16 protein-coding genes are annotated in these 15,723 nt (G+C 61.6%); 12 read left to right on the plus strand and 4 right to left on the minus strand.

Going from position 1 to position 15,723, the window contains the following annotated elements; all coding sequences use genetic code 11:
• Nucleotides 1-34 precede the first annotated feature (34 nt).
• From rodA to lipB, 6 genes are all read left to right on the plus strand, one after another.
• Nucleotides 35-1,138 (plus strand): rod shape-determining protein RodA, encoded by a 1,104-nt coding sequence (rodA, locus tag HS968_RS04935; protein ID WP_170965253.1) that lies wholly within the window; start codon nt 35-37, stop codon nt 1,136-1,138.
• Between the two features lie 17 nt (nt 1,139-1,155).
• Nucleotides 1,156-2,166, plus strand: coding sequence for a lytic murein transglycosylase B (mltB, locus tag HS968_RS04940; RefSeq protein WP_182370418.1), 1,011 nt, complete (start codon nt 1,156-1,158; stop codon nt 2,164-2,166).
• Nucleotides 2,163-3,176: a septal ring lytic transglycosylase RlpA family protein gene (locus HS968_RS04945; RefSeq protein WP_179623924.1), complete on the plus strand. Its 1,014-nt coding sequence runs from the start codon at nt 2,163-2,165 to the stop codon at nt 3,174-3,176. Before mltB ends, HS968_RS04945 begins: the two co-directional genes overlap by 4 nt.
• Nucleotides 3,177-3,284: 108 nt before the next feature.
• Nucleotides 3,285-4,460, plus strand: a complete 1,176-nt coding sequence (locus HS968_RS04950) for a D-alanyl-D-alanine carboxypeptidase family protein (protein ID WP_106738897.1) — start codon at nt 3,285-3,287, stop codon at nt 4,458-4,460.
• 167 nt (nt 4,461-4,627) lie between these two features.
• A complete protein-coding gene (locus HS968_RS04955) occupies nt 4,628-4,906 on the plus strand; it encodes a DUF493 domain-containing protein (RefSeq protein WP_179623925.1) in 279 nt (92 codons plus the stop codon).
• Nucleotides 4,907-5,524 (plus strand): lipoyl(octanoyl) transferase LipB, encoded by a 618-nt coding sequence (gene lipB / locus HS968_RS04960; protein ID WP_182370419.1) that lies wholly within the window; start codon nt 4,907-4,909, stop codon nt 5,522-5,524.
• A 240-nt stretch (nt 5,525-5,764) separates the two neighbouring features.
• Here lipB and HS968_RS04965 read toward each other — a convergent pair whose 3' ends face one another.
• Nucleotides 5,765-6,199, minus strand: coding sequence for a YhcB family protein (locus HS968_RS04965; protein ID WP_106738899.1), 435 nt, complete (start codon nt 6,197-6,199; stop codon nt 5,765-5,767).
• A gap of 265 nt (nt 6,200-6,464) precedes the next feature.
• Here HS968_RS04965 and HS968_RS04970 point away from each other — a divergent pair, with 265 nt between their 5' ends.
• From HS968_RS04970 to zapE, 3 genes are all read left to right on the plus strand, one after another.
• Nucleotides 6,465-7,094, plus strand: coding sequence for an alpha/beta hydrolase (locus HS968_RS04970; protein ID WP_182370420.1), 630 nt, complete (start codon nt 6,465-6,467; stop codon nt 7,092-7,094).
• 137 nt (nt 7,095-7,231) lie between these two features.
• Nucleotides 7,232-8,578 carry a tryptophan--tRNA ligase gene (locus HS968_RS04975; protein ID WP_182370421.1) on the plus strand — a complete coding sequence of 449 codons (1,347 nt, stop codon included), beginning with the start codon at nt 7,232-7,234 and terminating at the stop codon, nt 8,576-8,578.
• A gap of 197 nt (nt 8,579-8,775) precedes the next feature.
• A complete protein-coding gene (gene zapE / locus HS968_RS04980; RefSeq protein WP_119694822.1) occupies nt 8,776-9,870 on the plus strand; it encodes a cell division protein ZapE in 1,095 nt (364 codons plus the stop codon).
• 134 nt (nt 9,871-10,004) lie between these two features.
• On the opposite strand, the gene HS968_RS04985 is transcribed toward zapE, so the two are convergent.
• Both HS968_RS04985 and HS968_RS04990 read right to left on the minus strand, forming a co-directional pair.
• Nucleotides 10,005-10,967, minus strand: coding sequence for a hypothetical protein (locus HS968_RS04985; RefSeq protein WP_182370422.1), 963 nt, complete (start codon nt 10,965-10,967; stop codon nt 10,005-10,007).
• 121 nt (nt 10,968-11,088) lie between these two features.
• On the minus strand, nt 11,089-11,994 hold the full coding sequence (locus HS968_RS04990) for a GlxA family transcriptional regulator (protein ID WP_182371577.1): 906 nt from the start codon (nt 11,992-11,994) through the stop codon (nt 11,089-11,091).
• Between the two features lie 246 nt (nt 11,995-12,240).
• Between HS968_RS04990 and HS968_RS04995 the strand changes: the two genes are divergently transcribed.
• Nucleotides 12,241-13,380, plus strand: a complete 1,140-nt coding sequence (locus HS968_RS04995; protein ID WP_182370423.1) for an acyl-CoA dehydrogenase family protein — start codon at nt 12,241-12,243, stop codon at nt 13,378-13,380.
• 58 nt (nt 13,381-13,438) lie between these two features.
• Here HS968_RS04995 and HS968_RS05000 read toward each other — a convergent pair whose 3' ends face one another.
• Nucleotides 13,439-14,476: an NADP(H)-dependent aldo-keto reductase gene (locus HS968_RS05000; protein WP_182370424.1), complete on the minus strand. Its 1,038-nt coding sequence runs from the start codon at nt 14,474-14,476 to the stop codon at nt 13,439-13,441.
• A 247-nt stretch (nt 14,477-14,723) separates the two neighbouring features.
• Between HS968_RS05000 and rplM the strand changes: the two genes are divergently transcribed.
• Both rplM and rpsI read left to right on the plus strand, forming a co-directional pair.
• The gene (gene rplM, locus HS968_RS05005) at nt 14,724-15,152 is read left to right on the plus strand and encodes a 50S ribosomal protein L13 (RefSeq protein WP_037004174.1); all 429 of its coding nucleotides are present in this window, start codon (nt 14,724-14,726) and stop codon (nt 15,150-15,152) included.
• A 14-nt stretch (nt 15,153-15,166) separates the two neighbouring features.
• Entirely contained in the window at nt 15,167-15,559 is a 393-nt protein-coding gene (gene rpsI / locus HS968_RS05010; RefSeq protein WP_106738907.1) for a 30S ribosomal protein S9, read from the plus strand.
• Nucleotides 15,560-15,723: the final 164 nt, after the last annotated feature.

Below are 15,723 nucleotides of genomic sequence, written 5' to 3' on the forward strand. Positions count from 1 at the left end.
TAATTTCGACCGGGTTCTGTCCGACGAGGACGTACTGCGTCGCCGTGCCACTCTGCTACAGCGCCTGCATATCGACGGCTGGCTGTTGCTGCTGCTACTGGTGCTTGGCGCCGGCAGCCTGTTCATCCTTTATTCGGCCAGCGGCAAGAACATCGATCTGTTGCTCAAGCAGGCGTCGTCCTTCGGCATCGGCATGGTCGCGGTGGTCGTGATCGCCCAGTTCGATCCGCGCTTCATGGCGCGCTGGGTGCCGCTGGCTTATGTCATCGGCGTCGCGCTGCTGACCGTGGTGGAGGTCATGGGCCACACTGCGATGGGCGCTACGCGCTGGATCAACATCCCAGGGGTGATCCGCTTCCAGCCCTCGGAGCTGATGAAAATCATCATGCCGATGACCATCGCCTGGTACCTGTCCCGGCATAATCTGCCGCCACGTTTCAAACACATCGTCATCAGCCTGGCGATGATCGGCGTGCCCTTCGTGCTGATCGTCAAGCAGCCGGATCTGGGAACCTCGCTGCTGATTCTTGCCTCGGGCGCCTTCGTCATCTTCATGGCCGGCCTGCAATGGCGCTGGATCGTCGGCGCCGCCGCCGCAGTGGTGCCGATCGCGGTGGGCATGTGGTACTTCGTGATGCACGACTACCAGAAACGCCGCGTGCTGACCTTCCTCAATCCAGAGAGCGACCCGCTGGGGGCCGGCTGGAACATCATCCAGTCCAAGGCTGCCATCGGCTCCGGCGGTGTACTGGGCAAGGGCTGGCTGCTGGGTACCCAGTCGCACCTGGATTTTTTGCCGGAAAGTCATACGGACTTTATCATTGCCGTGCTCGCTGAAGAGTTCGGCCTGGTTGGTGTCTGTTTGTTGCTGTTGTTGTACCTGCTGTTGCTTGCACGCGGTTTGGTGATTACCGTCCAGGCTCAGACGCTGTTCGGCAAGCTGCTGGCAGGTGCGTTGACCATGACCTTCTTCGTCTATGTATTCGTCAACATCGGCATGGTCAGTGGGCTGCTTCCTGTCGTGGGCGTGCCACTGCCTTTCATTAGCTACGGCGGAACCCATCTGGTCACGCTGTTGTCAGGCTTCGGGATATTGATGGCGATCCACACTCACAGAAAGTGGATCGCTCAGGTTTGATTGGGGGTTTTGAGTTAATGCATGCATTGCGCAATTGGACCGCTCGGGCATTTGTGGGCGTAGGTCTTGCTGGTCTGCTCGGTGGCGGCGCCCAGGCGCTGGCAGCCGATTACCAGGACTCGCCACAGGTAACCGAGTTCGTCGAGGAAATGACCCGCGACTACGGCTTTGCCAGTGAGCAACTGTACGCGCTGTTCGCCGAGGTCGAGCGCAAGCAGGCCATCCTCGACGCGATTTCGCGGCCGGCCGAGAAGGTCAAGCCCTGGAAGGAATACCGGCCGATCTTCATCACCGACAAGCGCATCGCTCAAGGCGTGGAGTTCTGGAACAAGCATCAGGCCGCGCTGGAAAAGGCCGAGGCCGAATACGGCGTACCGCCGCAGTTCATCGTCGCCATCATCGGCGTGGAAACCTTCTACGGCGGTAATACCGGTAGCTGGCGGGTGATGGACGCACTGTCGACCCTGGCTTTCGATTACCCGCCGCGTGCGCCGTTCTTCCGCAAGGAACTGCGTGAATTCCTCATGCTCACCCGTGAAGAACAGGTCGACCCGATTACGCTCAAGGGCTCCTACGCCGGTGCCATGGGCCTGCCGCAGTTCATGCCGAGCAGCTTCCGCGCCTATGCCGTGGACTTCGACGGCGATGGCCATATCAATATCTGGAGCAACCCCACCGATGCCATCGGCAGCGTCGCCAGCTACTTCAAGCGTCACGGCTGGCAAGCCGGTGGCCAGGTGGCCAGCCGCGTCGAAGTCAGCGGTGCACGCGTCGACGAAGGCCTGACCCAGGGGCTCGACCCGGTGAAGAATGTCGCCGAGCTGCGGGCTCTGGGCTGGAACAGCAAGGATGCCCTCGCCGAGGACGTGCCGGTGACCGCGTTTCGTCTGGAAGGCGCAGAAGGCGACGAATACTGGTTCGGTCTGCCCAACTTCTACACCATCACCCGCTACAATCGCAGCGTGATGTATGCCATGGCGGTCAACCAGCTCGCCGAGCTGCTGGTCGAAGCACGGGGTAATCGATGAGTTCGTCCAAACTGCTGCCGCTGGCAGCTTGCGTGACCGCAGCGCTGCTGCTGGCGAGCTGTTCTTCCAATCGCGCCCCGCAGCCGGTGGTGACGCCGGGGCAGTCGGCAGGCATTTCCGGCCCGGATGACTTCAACCGGCCACACCGCGATGGCGCGCCTTGGTGGGACGTCGACGTTTCGAAGATTCAGGATGCCATCCCCATGCCGCACTATGGCCCGGTCAAGGCCAGCCCATATGTGGTATTCGGCAAGCAGTACTACCCGATCCAGGATGCCCGCCGCTACCAGGCGACAGGGCCGGCTTCCTGGTACGGCACCAAGTTCCATGGTCAGGCCACCGCCAATGGTGAGACCTACGACCTGTACGGCATGACCGCCGCGCACAAGACCCTGCCGCTGCCCAGTTACGTACGGGTGACCAACCTGGAGAACGGCAAGGTCGTGATCCTGCGGGTCAACGACCGCGGGCCGTTCTATTCCGATCGCATCATCGACCTGTCCTTCGCTGCGGCGAAGAAGCTCGGCTATGCCGAGAAGGGCACGGCGCGGGTCAAGGTCGAGGGTATCGATCCGCATGAATGGTGGGCACAGCAGGGCCGTCCGGTGCCGCTGGTGCTGGCCAACAATCAGCCGGCCAAAGCCGCGGTTGCCCAGCCCGTCGCGCAGGCGATGCCGCAAGTGGTCGAGCAGTACTCGCCACCACCGGCGCAGCACGCTGCGGCCGTGGTGCCGGTGCAGATCGACGCAAAAAAAAACGATTCACTCGCAGCCTCTGGCCTGTATCTCCAGGTGGGAGCCTTCGCCAATCCGGACGCTGCGGAGCTGCTCAAGTCCAAGTTGAGTCAGACGACCAGTGTGCCGGTGTTCATCAGCTCAGTGGTACGCGACCAGCAGATTCTGCATCGCGTGCGCCTGGGGCCGATCAGCAACCAGGGCGAGGCTGAGCAGCTGCAGAGCAGCGTGCGCCTGGCCAACCTGGGGCAGCCCACGCTGGTGCGGGCCGACTGACGGCACTAAACCGGCATTTGCCGGACTAAATCCGAGGCTCGCTTTTTCGCGAGTCGAAAGATGGCCCTTCGGGGCCGTACAACCCAAGCAATGATTTTCGAGAGACGGATGAACATCACCAGCTTCGTGCAACGTGCTTCCCTGGTTCTTACCCTTCTGGCGGCGCCCCTTGCCATGGCCAGTCAGCAGGTGGTTCCGGCGCCGCCGCAACTGGCCGCCAAATCTTATGTGCTGATGGATGCCGCCAGCGGCAACGTCCTGGTCGAGAACAACGCTGACGAGCGTCTGCCGCCAGCCAGCCTGACCAAGCTGATGACCGCCTACATCGCCACCCTGGAAATCCGTAACGGCAAGATCGGCGAGCAGGATCTGGTGACCATCAGCGAACACGCCTGGCGTACCGGTGGTGCGGCTTCTGGCGGCTCGACCATGTTCCTGCCGTTGAACAGCCAGGCGACTGTCGATGACTTGCTGCACGGCATCATCATCCAGTCCGGTAACGACGCGAGCATCGCCATCGCCGAATACATCGCTGGCAGCGAGGATGCCTTCGCCGACATGATGAACGCCACCGCCGAGCGCCTGGGCATGAAGAACAGCCACTTCATGAACGCCACCGGTCTGCCGCATCCCGAGCACTACTCCAGTGCCCATGACATGGCGATCCTGGCGCGCGCGATCATCGACGAAGATGCCGAGCACTATGCGATCTACTCGCAGAAGGAATTCCTCTGGAACAACATCAAGCAGCCCAACCGCAACCTGCTGCTGTGGCGTGACCGTACCGTCGACGGTCTGAAAACCGGTCACACTCAGGAAGCCGGCTTCTGCCTGGTGGCCTCGGCCGTGCGTGATGGCGCCCGGATGATCACCTCGGTATTCGGTACCGACAGCGAGCAGGCCCGCGCTGCGGAAACCCAGAAGCTGCTGACCTATGGCTTCCGTTTCTTCGAAAGCCGCACCTTCTACCAGAAGGGTACCGAACTGGCTCAGGCCACTGTCTGGAAAGGCGCTGCGCGTCAGGTCAAGGCCGGCCTGGCCGAAGACCTGACCATGACCATGCCCAAGGGGCAGCTGGAAAAGCTGCAGGCGAGCATGAGCCTCAACCCGCAGTTGGTCGCACCGATTGCGCAGGGTGACGTGATTGGCAAGGTCGAAGTACGACTGGGTGACGAGGTGGTGCGCAGCACCGACCTGGTCGCTCTGGAACCGGTGGAAGAGGGCGGCCTGCTGCGCCGTCTGTGGGACAGCATTCGGTTGTTCTTCTTCGGCCTGTTCAACTGACAGCTGCCTTTGCAAGTCGCTGGCGTTGAAATCGGCGGAGTTAGGGCCCACATACAGGCTGTAACCGTGCCTCTCCTCGCCTGACTGCTGAGAGGCACTCTGCTTCCGCCCGGCCGCTCCGATCTGGAGCGGCCCTTTACTGGACGGGTCACAAGCCCGCTGATGCCATGACCGATAGCGACGTTCAACCCCCCAAAATCGAATTCCCCTGCGAGCGTTACCCGATCAAGGTTATCGGCACTGCTGGCGAAGGTTTTTCCGACCTGGTCATCGAGGTGATTCAGCGTCATGCGCCTGACCTGGATACCTCGACGTTGGTCATGCGTGACAGCCGCAACGGCAATTTCCTCTCCGTACAGTTGCTGATCACCGCCACAGGCGTCGAGCAGCTGCAGGCGATCCACGTCGATCTGCGTGCGACTGGTCGCGTGCACATGGTGCTCTGAGTGCCTGAACTCATCGTTCGTCATCTTGGCCTGGTCGACTATCAACCGACGCTGGAGGCCATGCGCAATCTGACCCGCGAGCGCGATGAGCACACGCCGGACGAAATCTGGCTGCTGCAACATCCCAAGGTGTTCACCCAGGGCCAGGCCGGCAAGGCCGAGCATCTGTTGGCACCGGGCGACATTCCGGTGATTCAGGTTGAGCGGGGCGGTCAGGTGACCTACCACGGCCCCGGCCAGCTAGTGGCCTATCTGATGCTGGATCTGCGCCGTCTCGATCTGGGGGTGCGCGAGCTGGTCACGGCCATGGAGCAGAGCCTGGTCGATCTGCTGGCCCACTACGGCGTCGATGCAGCGCCCAAGGCGGATGCGCCAGGCGTATACGTCAACGGTGACAAGATCGCCTCGCTGGGCTTGCGCGTCAGCCGTGGCTGCTCGTTCCATGGCCTGGCGCTGAACGTCGACATGGACATGACGCCATTCCAGCGCATCAATCCCTGCGGCTATGCCGGCCTGAAGATGGTGCAATTGCGCGATCTGCTCGACACCGCACCAGCATTCGAAGAAGTGGCACAGCGCCTCGAGCAGACGCTGCGCAGGCGCCTGGGCTTCGTATAACACCGTGTAGGAGCGAACGGGCGGCGTTCCGCTTTATTCGCGAACGAAGGTGACAGCCTTGTAGGGTGGGCTTTAGCCCACGCTGACCGCCTGTGGTGGGCTGAAGCGGAGCACCGCCCGGCCCACCCTACGGGCCTTTGCACCAACCCCCCCAACACTTAACGCTGACATAGGCAATAAATTCGCTCCTACAAAACAAAAAGCCCCGCAGTTGCGGGGCTCTTTGCATCGGCTCGAAAATTACGGCTTCTTCAGCCCGTAGCTCTCGTCCAGCATGCCCGGGCCATCGCTTTTCGGCGCATAGTCCTTGGGCATTTCGTAGTTCTTCGGCGGCGTCAGGCGCTCGCGTTTCTCGCCGGCTTCGGTGCTGTTCAGGGTGGCCAGCAGACGTTGACGGGTCAGTTCGTCCAGGGCCAGGCGATTGGCGCCGTCGGACAGGTGTTCCTGCACGTCCTGGTAGCTCTGGGTGAGTTTCTTCACCAGGCTGGCGGTGGTGTTGAAGTGGGTCACCACTTCGTTCTGGTAGGCCTCGAAGCGTGCCTGCATTTCATCCATCTGCCGCTGCGTACGGCCCGGTGCAGCATTGGGGGCCAGGCGGGCGAGCAGAAAGCCCACGGCGATGCCGACCACCAGGGTCAGGGCGGGTATCAACCAGGCTGTAACGGTCTGTTCCACGAGTCCTTCCTCTCAAAACGGCTTTGCTTTACGTTAGCGGCTTGAGCCTGTGCTGTATATGACCAGAACCTGCTCAGAGTCTACTGCGCGTCGGCGCTGCTGCGTCAAAAACAGGTTCGGAATGCTCATGTACGACAGTACACTCCGCTTCCTCTCCTGTTTTTGCCTGGCATTGCGCGAGCTTGTGAGGCGCTGAACAGGTTCATTTGCCGCACAGGCAGTTTGCTAGACGAGTCGACCCGTTGCGGGGTCACGGAGTTCAGTGTTGCTCAGTCGCGAAACCCCTCTTTTCATTCAAGGCCCTGTGGGCCAACTCGAATCCCTTCTGCTGGAGGTGCCGGACGCCCGAGGCGTGGCGCTGATCTGCCATCCCAACCCGATACAGGGCGGCACCATGCTCAACAAGGTGGTGTCCACTCTGCAGCGCACGGCACGCGACTGTGGGTATCACACATTGCGTTTCAATTATCGCGGCGTTGGCGCCAGTGCCGGCAGCCATGACATGGGCACCGGCGAAGTGGACGACGCCGAAGCCGTCGCCGCCTGGCTCAAGGAGGAATACCCGAACCTGCCCATCACCCTGCTGGGCTTTTCCTTCGGCGGCTTCGTCGCCGCTGCGCTGGGCGCGCGCCTGGAAGCGCAGGGGCAGGTGCCGAGCAAGCTGTTCATGGTGGCGCCGGCGGTGCATCGCCTGACCACAGAGACGCCGCCGGCCAGCCAGTGTCCGCTGGTGGTGATCCAGCCCGATGCTGACGAAGTGGTCGAGCCGCAGGCCGTGTACGCCTGGTCGGCCAATCTCGGGCGTGCCCACGAGCTGCTGAAAGTGGCAGAATGCGGTCACTTTTTTCACGGCAAGCTGACGGATCTGAAGGAAGTTCTTCTGCCGCGTCTGTGAGTTTGGCGTAGGGTGCGCCGTGCGCACCTGCATGTGTGGTGCGCGCGGCGCACCCTACGATCAATCTGGCATTCAAGGCGTCCCGCGGCCCTGGCTCGCGCGATCAGCGGAATAGTTCAAGCAAAGCGAATCTGATCATGACCACCCGTATCCTCACCGGTATCACTACCACCGGCACGCCGCACCTGGGCAACTACGCTGGCGCCATCCGTCCGGCCATCGTCGCCAGCCGCGACCCGCAGATGGACTCGTTCTACTTCCTCGCCGACTACCACGCGCTGATCAAGTGCGATGACCCGGCACGCATCCAGCGTTCGCGCCTGGAGATCGCCGCCACCTGGCTGGCACTGGGCCTGGATACCGACAAGGCGACCTTCTACCGCCAGTCCGATATCCCCGAGATTCCCGAGCTGTGCTGGCTGCTGACCTGCGTGGCTGGCAAGGGTCTGCTCAACCGTGCCCACGCCTACAAGGCCTCGGTGGACAAGAACGTCGAAGCGGGTGAAGACCCGGATGCCGGCGTGACCATGGGCCTGTTCAGCTACCCGGTGCTGATGGCCGCGGACATCCTGATGTTCAACGCGCAGAAGGTGCCGGTTGGCCGTGACCAGATTCAGCACGTGGAGATGGCCCGCGACATCGGCCAGCGTTTCAACCACCTGTTCGGCAAGGGCAAGGATCTGTTCGTCCTGCCCGAGGTGGTGATCGAGGAGGAGGTGGCCACGCTGCCCGGTCTCGACGGACGCAAGATGAGCAAGAGCTACGACAACACCATCCCGCTGTTCGGCACCGCCAAGCAGCTCAAGGACGCCGTGGCGCGCATCGTCACCGACTCCAAGCTGCCGGGTGAGCCCAAGGATGCCGAAGGCTCGCATCTGTTCACCCTGTACCAGGCCTTCGCCAGTCACGCGCAGCAGGCCGAGTTCCGTTCCGAGCTGGAAGGCGGCCTGGCCTGGGGCGAGGCGAAGAATCGCCTGTACCAGTTGCTCGAAGACACCTTGGGCGAGGCGCGCGAGCGCTACAACGCGCTGATCGCCAAGCCGGCCGACCTGGAGGATATCCTCCTCGCTGGCGCCACCAAGGCACGCAAGATCGCCACGCCGTTCCTTGGCGAGCTGCGCGAGGCGGTTGGGCTGCGCTCGTTCCGCGAGCAGGTGCAGGTGGCCGCTGGCGAGAAGAAAAAAGCTGCCAAGAGCGCGCGCTTCGTCAGCTTTCGCGATGACGACGGCAGCTTCCGCTTCCGCTTGCTGGATGCCGATGGCGAGCAACTGCTGCTGTCGAAGTCCTTCGCCGATGGCAAGTCTGCCGGCATGATCAACAAGCGCCTGCAATCCGGTGAGCCATTGGATGTGCGCGCCGAAGGCCAGGTGTTCTCGGTATGGATCGATGGCGAGAACGTGGCCAGCAGCCCCGAGTTCGCTGATGGTCAGGCGCTGGAAGCCGCTGTCGCCCGCCTGCGCGAGGCGCTGGCGCCGCAGGAGTGAGATGCTTTTGCTCCCCTCTCCCGCTTGCGGGAGAGGGGCTGGGGGAGAGGGTTGTCCAGTGTACCGAGTCGTCGGCCTGCCCTCTCCCCGACCCTCTCCCATAAATGGGAGAGGGGGTGCCTCGCTCGCACCGATTGCCAATCAACGGGGGCGTCGCTAAAGTGACGCCCCCGTTTTACTTGCCCGGCTAACGAATCATGACCCCCTTAGAGCGTTATCAGGCCGATCTCAAGCGGCCCGACTTCTTCCATGATGCGGCCCAGGAAAATGCTGTCCGCCATCTGCAGCGTCTGTACGACGAGCTGATTGCGCGCGACCAGAGCAAATCCGGGTTGATGGGCAAGCTGTTTGGCAAGAAGCCGCAGGGGCCGGTCAAGGGCCTGTATTTCTGGGGCGGCGTCGGTCGTGGCAAGACCTACCTGGTCGACACCTTCTTCGATGCGCTGCCGTTCGAGCAGAAGATGCGCACGCACTTCCACCGCTTCATGAAGCGTGTGCACGAGGAGATGAAGACCCTCAAGGGCGAGAAGAACCCGCTGACCATCATCGGCAAGCGTTTCGCCGACGAGGCGCGGGTGATCTGCTTCGACGAGTTCTTCGTCAGCGACATCACCGATGCCATGATTCTCGCCACGCTGATGGAAGAGCTGTTCAAGAACGGCGTTTCCCTGGTGGCTACGTCCAACATCGTGCCGGACGGTCTGTACAAGGATGGTCTGCAGCGTGCGCGCTTCCTGCCGGCTATCGCTCTGCTCAAGCAGCACACCGACATCGTCAACGTCGACAGCGGCGTCGACTATCGTCTGCGCGCGCTGGAACAGGCCGAGCTGTTCCACTTCCCCCTCGGCCCGGCTGCCGAGGAAAGCCTGCTGACCAGCTTCCGCAGCCTGCTACCCGATTGCACTCATATGGTGGAAAACGAGGCGCTGATGATCGAGAACCGCGCGATCAACGCCGTGCGGGTGTGCGAGGACGTCGCCTGGTTCGAGTTCCGTGAGCTGTGCGATGGCCCGCGCAGCCAGAACGACTACATCGAGCTGGGCAAGATCTTCCATGCGGTGATCCTGGCCAACGTCGAGCAGATGAGCGTGGCCAAGGACGACATGGCGCGACGCTTCATCAACCTGGTGGACGAGTTCTACGACCGCAACGTCAAGCTGATCATCTCCGCGGAAGTGGAACTCAAGGATCTCTACACTGGCGGCCGTCTGAGCTTCGAGTTCCAGCGTACGCTGAGCCGCCTGCTGGAAATGCAATCGCACGAATTCCTCTCGCGCCCACACCGGCCCTGACGGAAGGCGATATGAAAAAGGCGACCCACAAGGTCGCCTTTTTCATTGGTGCTACTTGCCCGTAGGGTGCGCCGTGCGCACCGAGACCTTGGATATTTGCGGCTTATTCAGTGCGCGCCCCTCCGCTCGGCCTTTCAGTTCTTCGCCAGCTTCTGCTGGTGCTGGGCGAGGATTTTCTGCGCATGCGCCACCTCCAGCGCCTCCATGGCGCTGATCGGTTTTATCGCCACGGCGCGCTTGAGATGCTCGATGACCTTGTCTTCTTCGTCATCGCCGTACACGTAGGTCAGCGCATTGGCATATTCGTAATGGCCGATAGGCAAGTCGTCACGGGCCTGAAAGCTGCGCTGGAAGTACTTCTCCATGTTGTCCGCACTGACGCCGTAGGTCATCTTGCCCACCAGCTTGCCGACCTTGCGGATCACACCGGCTTCATAGCCGCCGTAAAGCGCCAGGGCGAAGGGCTGTTGTGGCTGCTTGACCAGCAGCGCCTTGAGTTCGTCGGGAATCTGCGAGGTGTAGCCGCGCTTGAGCACCACGGGCACTGACAGCTCCTCGCCGAGGCGCGCCTTGGCGTAGACGCGGCCGAACTGCGCGACGATGTCCGCCTGTATCAGTTCGCCTGCCTCGTCGGTATAGGTGATCACCTCTTCGAGCAGGCGATGTTTCTCGTTCTGATCCGGCACCAGAAACATGGCGTAGATCACCTGAGCGAACATCGCCGGAACCTGCCCGCCGACGCCGAGGGCCAGGCCCTGCTCCTTGGCCTGGGCAAAGTCGCCACGGAACATCAGGCGCCAGACCTCCTGCAGCTTCTGTGCGTAAAGCTCGGCTTCTTCCGGCTTGCCGGTAAAGCCGGTGCCGGCAGCGACGGTTTTCTCCAGGGCTTGCGGGTGGCGGGTGGCCATGTTCACCACCCAGTCGGCATCGGGGAAGGGGTAATCGCCAAAGCCGCGAGTCAGTTGCGGCCAGGCCTGGCGCAGCTTGTCGCCGCTGTAGTCGTAGGCGCTCTGGTCGAGCGGGAAGGGTTTCCAGTTGTCGGCGGCTGCAGCGCTGAGGCTGCAGGTGGCAAGCAGGGCAATCAATAAACGGCGCATGGCGGTGAACCTGTTGTTGTTATCTTCGCTCACCGATCATAGGGCGCTGCCGCAAGGCGCCAACCTAACCAAGGGTGGGCTGGCGCTTTGCCTGCCGCTTGAAACCGGGCCGCAGCGGTATTCAGGCCTGGGTGTCTTTCTGCTGGAACTGGCGGCGGTACTGATTGGGTGACAACTCGGTGTGCTGGCGAAACAGCCGGGCGAAGAAGCTCGCATCGTCGTAGCCCACTTCGTAGCTGATGGTCTTGATGCTCTTGCGGGTGGAGGAGAGCAGGCTCTTGGCGGTTTCGATGCGCAGGCGCTGCAGATAGTGCAGTGGCTTGTCTCCTGTCGCCCCTTGGAAGCGGCGCATGAAGTTGCGAATGCTCATGCCGTGCTCGCGCGCCACGTCCTCGAAGCGAAACTTGTCGGCGTAGTGCTCTTCCAGCCAGTGCTGGATCTGCAGCACGGTGACGTCCTGATGCAGCTTCTGCCCACCGAAGCCGATGCGCCCTGGCGTATAGCTGCGTTGCACCTCGTAGAGGATGTCGCGTGCCACGCCCTGGGCCACGCCGGCTCCGCAGTAACGCTCGATCATGTAGATGTAGAGGTCGCAGGCCGAGGTGACGCCGCCGGCGCAATACAGGTTGTCGGCGTCGGACAGGTGCTTGTCCGGATTCAACTGCACCTTGGGGAAGCGCTCGGTGAATTCGCGAAAGAAGCGCCAGTAGGTGGTCGCTTCCTTGCCGTCGAGCAGGCCGGCCTCGGCCATCCAGAACACGCCGGTGGCTTCGCCGCAGATCGCCGTACCTGCGGCATGGCGGCTACGTAGCCAGTCCAGTACCTGCGGGTAGCGTTTGCACAGGGCGTCGAAGTCGTCCCAGAAGGCGGGCAGGATGATCACATCGCAGGTATCGAGGCCGCCGTCCACCGGCAGGCGTACATTGCTGAAGCTGTTCACGGGGAGGCCATCCGGGCTGACCAGATGGATTTCGAACGGCGGCTCAAAGCCTAGCCCCTGCTGCTTGGCATAACGAATGCCGGCCATGTGGAAGAAGTCCTTGGCCTGCATCAGGGTGGAGGCGAATACGCCATCGGTGGCGAGAATGCTGACACGGCGTAGGGCTACGCGCGGCTGTGGGATAACCATGGGTATTTATTCTTGTTCAAGGCTAAGTGGTCATGCAGCGGCTGGATCGTCTTATTTTTTGGCGCTTGTGTCCAGTGCGACCAAGCGTTTGCTTGGCTAAAGTCGAGGCCATGCTTTTTGTCCGCCTCAGACACAGGTAGTGCCATGATCCCCAGAACGCTCTTCAGCTCCGACCATGAACTGTTCCGCGACAGCGTGCGCAAGTTTCTCGAACAGGAAGCGGTGCCTTATCACCATCAGTGGGAGAAGGATGGGCACATCGACCGTGCGTTGTGGAACAAGGCTGGGGAGGCCGGCATGCTCTGCTCGCATATCCCTGAGGAGTACGGTGGCATGGCGGCCGACTTCCTATACAGCACCGTGGTGATCGAGGAGATCGGTCGTCTGGGTCTGACCGGCATCGGTTTCTCCCTGCACTCGGACATCGTTGCGCCCTACATCCTGCATTACGGTAGCGAGGCGCAGAAGCAGCATTACCTGCCCAAGCTGGTGAGTGGTGAGATGGTCACCGCCATCGCCATGACCGAACCGGGCGCCGGTTCCGACCTGCAGGGCGTGAAGACCACTGCCGTGCTCGACGGCGACGAGTACGTGATCAATGGCTCGAAGACCTTCATCACCAATGGCTGGCTGGCCGATCTGGTGATCGTCGTCGCCAAGACTGACCCGAAAGCTGGTGCCAAGGGCACCAGCCTGTTCCTGGTCGAGACCAATACGCCGGGTTTCTCCAAGGGCAAGCGCCTGGAAAAGGTCGGCATGAAGGCGCAGGACACCTCCGAGCTGTTCTTCCAGGATGTACGTGTGCCCAAGGAGAATCTGCTGGGGCAACCGGGCATGGGCTTCGCCTACCTGATGCAGGAATTGCCACAGGAACGCCTGACCGTGGGTATCGGTGCTCTGGCCTCAGCCGAGGCGGCACTGCAGTGGACGCTGGACTACACCCGTGAGCGCAAGGCCTTCGGCAAGTCGGTATCGGACTTCCAGAATACGCGCTTCAAGCTGGCCGAGATGGCCACCGAGATACAGGTCGGTCGGGTGTTCGTCGATCGATGCCTGGAACTGCACTTGAATCGCAAGCTCGACGTGCCGACTGCCGCGATGCTCAAGTACTGGGGCACCGATCTGCAGTGCAAGGTGCTCGACGAATGCGTGCAGCTGCACGGCGGCTACGGCTTCATGTGGGAATACCCGGTGGCGCGTGCCTGGGCCGATGCGCGGGTGCAACGCATCTATGCCGGCACCAACGAGATCATGAAGGAGATCATCGCCCGCTCGTTGGTCTGAGGCGGGTTGATGGCAAGAAAAAGCCCGGCAATGCCGGGCTTTTTCGTTGCGCTCTGAGTCAGGGGGCCGGGTTAGGCTGCGCCTTGTGGATCGCCTCGATACCGGCAAGCACCTCCTCGGAGAGCTTCAGCTCGGCGCTGGCCAGGTTGCTGTCCAGTTGCTCCAGGCTGGTTGCGCCGATGATGTTGCTGGTCACGAAGGGCTGTGCGGTAACGAAGGCCAGGGCCATCTGTGCCGGATCCAGGCCATGCTCACGCGCCAGGGCGACGTAGCGTGAACAGGCCGCTTCCGACTGCGGGTTGGTGTAGCGGGCGAAGCGGCTGAACAGGCTGATGCGTGCGCCTTGCGGGCGTGCGCCACCTTCGTACTTGCCGCTGAGCATGCCGAATGCCAGCGGCGAGTAGGCCAGCAGACCGCATTGTTCGCGAATCGCCACTTCCGCCAGGCCCACCTCGAAGCTGCGGTTGAGCAGGTTGTAGGGGTTCTGGATCGAGACTGCGCGCGGCCAGCCACGTTGTTCGGCCAGTTGCAGGAATTTCATTGCCCCCCACGGCGTCTCGTTGGACAGGCCGATATGGCGGATCTTGCCGGCTTTCACCTGCTCGTCGAGCACTTCCAGGGTTTCTTCTAGTGGCGTGAAATCGACGTCCTGGTGGCGATAGCCGAGCTGGCCGAAGAAGTTGGTCGGGCGCTCTGGCCAGTGCAGCTGGTACAGGTCGATCCAGTCGGTCTGCAGGCGTTTCAGGCTGGCGTCTAGCGCGGTGACGATGTGCGCGCGGTTGAACTTCAACTGGCCGTCACGGATATGGCTGATGCCATTGCCGGGGCCGGCGATCTTGCTGGCCAGAATCCAGTCGGCGCGGTCGCCGTGCTGCTTGAAGTAGTTGCCGATGATCTGTTCGGTCTTGCTGTAGGTCTCGGCGCGCGGCGGCACCGGATACATCTCGGCGGTATCGATGAAGTTGACGCCGCCGGCCTTGGCTCGCTCGATCTGGGCAAAGCCTTCGGCTTCGCTGTTCTGCTCGCCCCAGGTCATGCTGCCCAGGCACAGGGCGCTGACATCGAGATCGGTTCGGCCTAGCTTGCGGTATTCCATGAGGTGTTCCCTTGGCAAAAGAGCCATACAAGCAGGTTGAAATTTTTTTCGCAATCAGGATAATCCGCCACCTCTTTCTGCGGTGGAAGTGATGCGCCGCCTGCCGAAGAATCTTGCCGTACTGTGGACGCGCTGACCCGAGCCCCCGATAGCGTCCGTATGCGGCTGCCTTTGACTTGTCAAAGTACGCACTATTCAGTAAGATCCGCCGTCTATTTTTGCTGGGCGGCCCCTGAGGCTATAAAGAATGAAAACTTTTACTGCTAAACCGGAAACAGTAAAACGCGACTGGTTCGTCGTTGATGCTGCTGGCAAGACCCTGGGTCGTCTGGCCACCGAAATCGCGAGCCGTCTGCGTGGCAAGCACAAGCCTGAGTACACTCCTCACGTTGACACTGGCGACTACATCGTCGTGATCAATGCCGAGCAGGTACGTGTGACTGGTGCCAAGACCAGCGACAAAATGTACTACTCCCACTCCGGCTTCCCGGGCGGCATCAAAGAGATCAACTTCGAGAAGCTGATCGCTCGTGCTCCTGAGCGCGTGATCGAGACCGCGGTCAAAGGCATGCTGCCGAAGAACCCGCTGGGTCGCGACATGTATCGTAAGCTGAAGGTGTACAAGGGTGCAGTTCACCCGCACACCGCTCAGCAGCCCCAAGAACTGAAGATTTAACGGAATAGTTCATTATGTCGGCGACTCAAAATTACGGCACTGGCCGTCGCAAGACCGCAACCGCGCGCGTTTTCCTGCGTCCGGGTACTGGTAACATCTCGATCAACAACCGCGCCCTGGATACCTTCTTCGGTCGTGAAACCGCTCGCATGGTCGTGCGTCAGCCGCTGGAGCTGACCGAGACCGTCGAGAAGTTCGACATCTTCGTCACCGTTGCTGGTGGTGGTGTCAGCGGTCAGGCTGGTGCGATCCGTCACGGTATCACCCGCGCTCTGATCGAGTACGACGAGACCCTGCGCAGCCCGCTGCGTAAAGCCGGTTACGTCACTCGTGACGCCCGTGAAGTTGAGCGTAAGAAAGTCGGTCTGCGTAAAGCGCGTAAGCGTCCGCAGTACTCGAAGCGTTAATCGCGTCTACGCTTGCAAAAGCGCCCAGTTTCCTTACGGAGCTGGGCGTTTTTTATGGGCGTGGCGAAATGATGCGACAACGTGCCGCACGCGCGCAGGCCGCGCGCGACAAGGCTTTCGTCAGCCTCTTGGCGGGTAATTACCTTGTCAGAAAAGGGGCTTTT

Origin of the sequence: Pseudomonas berkeleyensis (assembly GCF_014109765.1) — a bacterium.
Taxonomy (GTDB): domain Bacteria; phylum Pseudomonadota; class Gammaproteobacteria; order Pseudomonadales; family Pseudomonadaceae; genus Aquipseudomonas; species Aquipseudomonas berkeleyensis.

Bases quoted from the DNA above. Each gene is read 5' to 3' on its own strand.
- HS968_RS04950 (WP_106738897.1), top strand. From the start codon at position 3,285: ATGAACATCACCAGCTTCGTGCAACGTGCTTCCCTGGTTCTTACCCTT.
- HS968_RS04985 (WP_182370422.1), bottom strand. From the start codon at position 10,967: ATGCGCCGTTTATTGATTGCCCTGCTTGCCACCTGCAGCCTCAGCGCT.
- zapE (WP_119694822.1), top strand. From the start codon at position 8,776: ATGACCCCCTTAGAGCGTTATCAGGCCGATCTCAAGCGGCCCGACTTC.
- rpsI (WP_106738907.1), top strand. From the start codon at position 15,167: ATGTCGGCGACTCAAAATTACGGCACTGGCCGTCGCAAGACCGCAACC.
- HS968_RS04945 (WP_179623924.1), top strand. From the start codon at position 2,163: ATGAGTTCGTCCAAACTGCTGCCGCTGGCAGCTTGCGTGACCGCAGCG.
- HS968_RS04975 (WP_182370421.1), top strand. From the start codon at position 7,232: ATGACCACCCGTATCCTCACCGGTATCACTACCACCGGCACGCCGCAC.
- rplM (WP_037004174.1), top strand. From the start codon at position 14,724: ATGAAAACTTTTACTGCTAAACCGGAAACAGTAAAACGCGACTGGTTC.
- HS968_RS04990 (WP_182371577.1), bottom strand. From the start codon at position 11,994: ATGGCCGGCATTCGTTATGCCAAGCAGCAGGGGCTAGGCTTTGAGCCG.
- mltB (WP_182370418.1), top strand. From the start codon at position 1,156: ATGCATGCATTGCGCAATTGGACCGCTCGGGCATTTGTGGGCGTAGGT.
- HS968_RS04955 (WP_179623925.1), top strand. From the start codon at position 4,628: ATGACCGATAGCGACGTTCAACCCCCCAAAATCGAATTCCCCTGCGAG.
- HS968_RS04995 (WP_182370423.1), top strand. From the start codon at position 12,241: ATGATCCCCAGAACGCTCTTCAGCTCCGACCATGAACTGTTCCGCGAC.
- HS968_RS05000 (WP_182370424.1), bottom strand. From the start codon at position 14,476: ATGGAATACCGCAAGCTAGGCCGAACCGATCTCGATGTCAGCGCCCTG.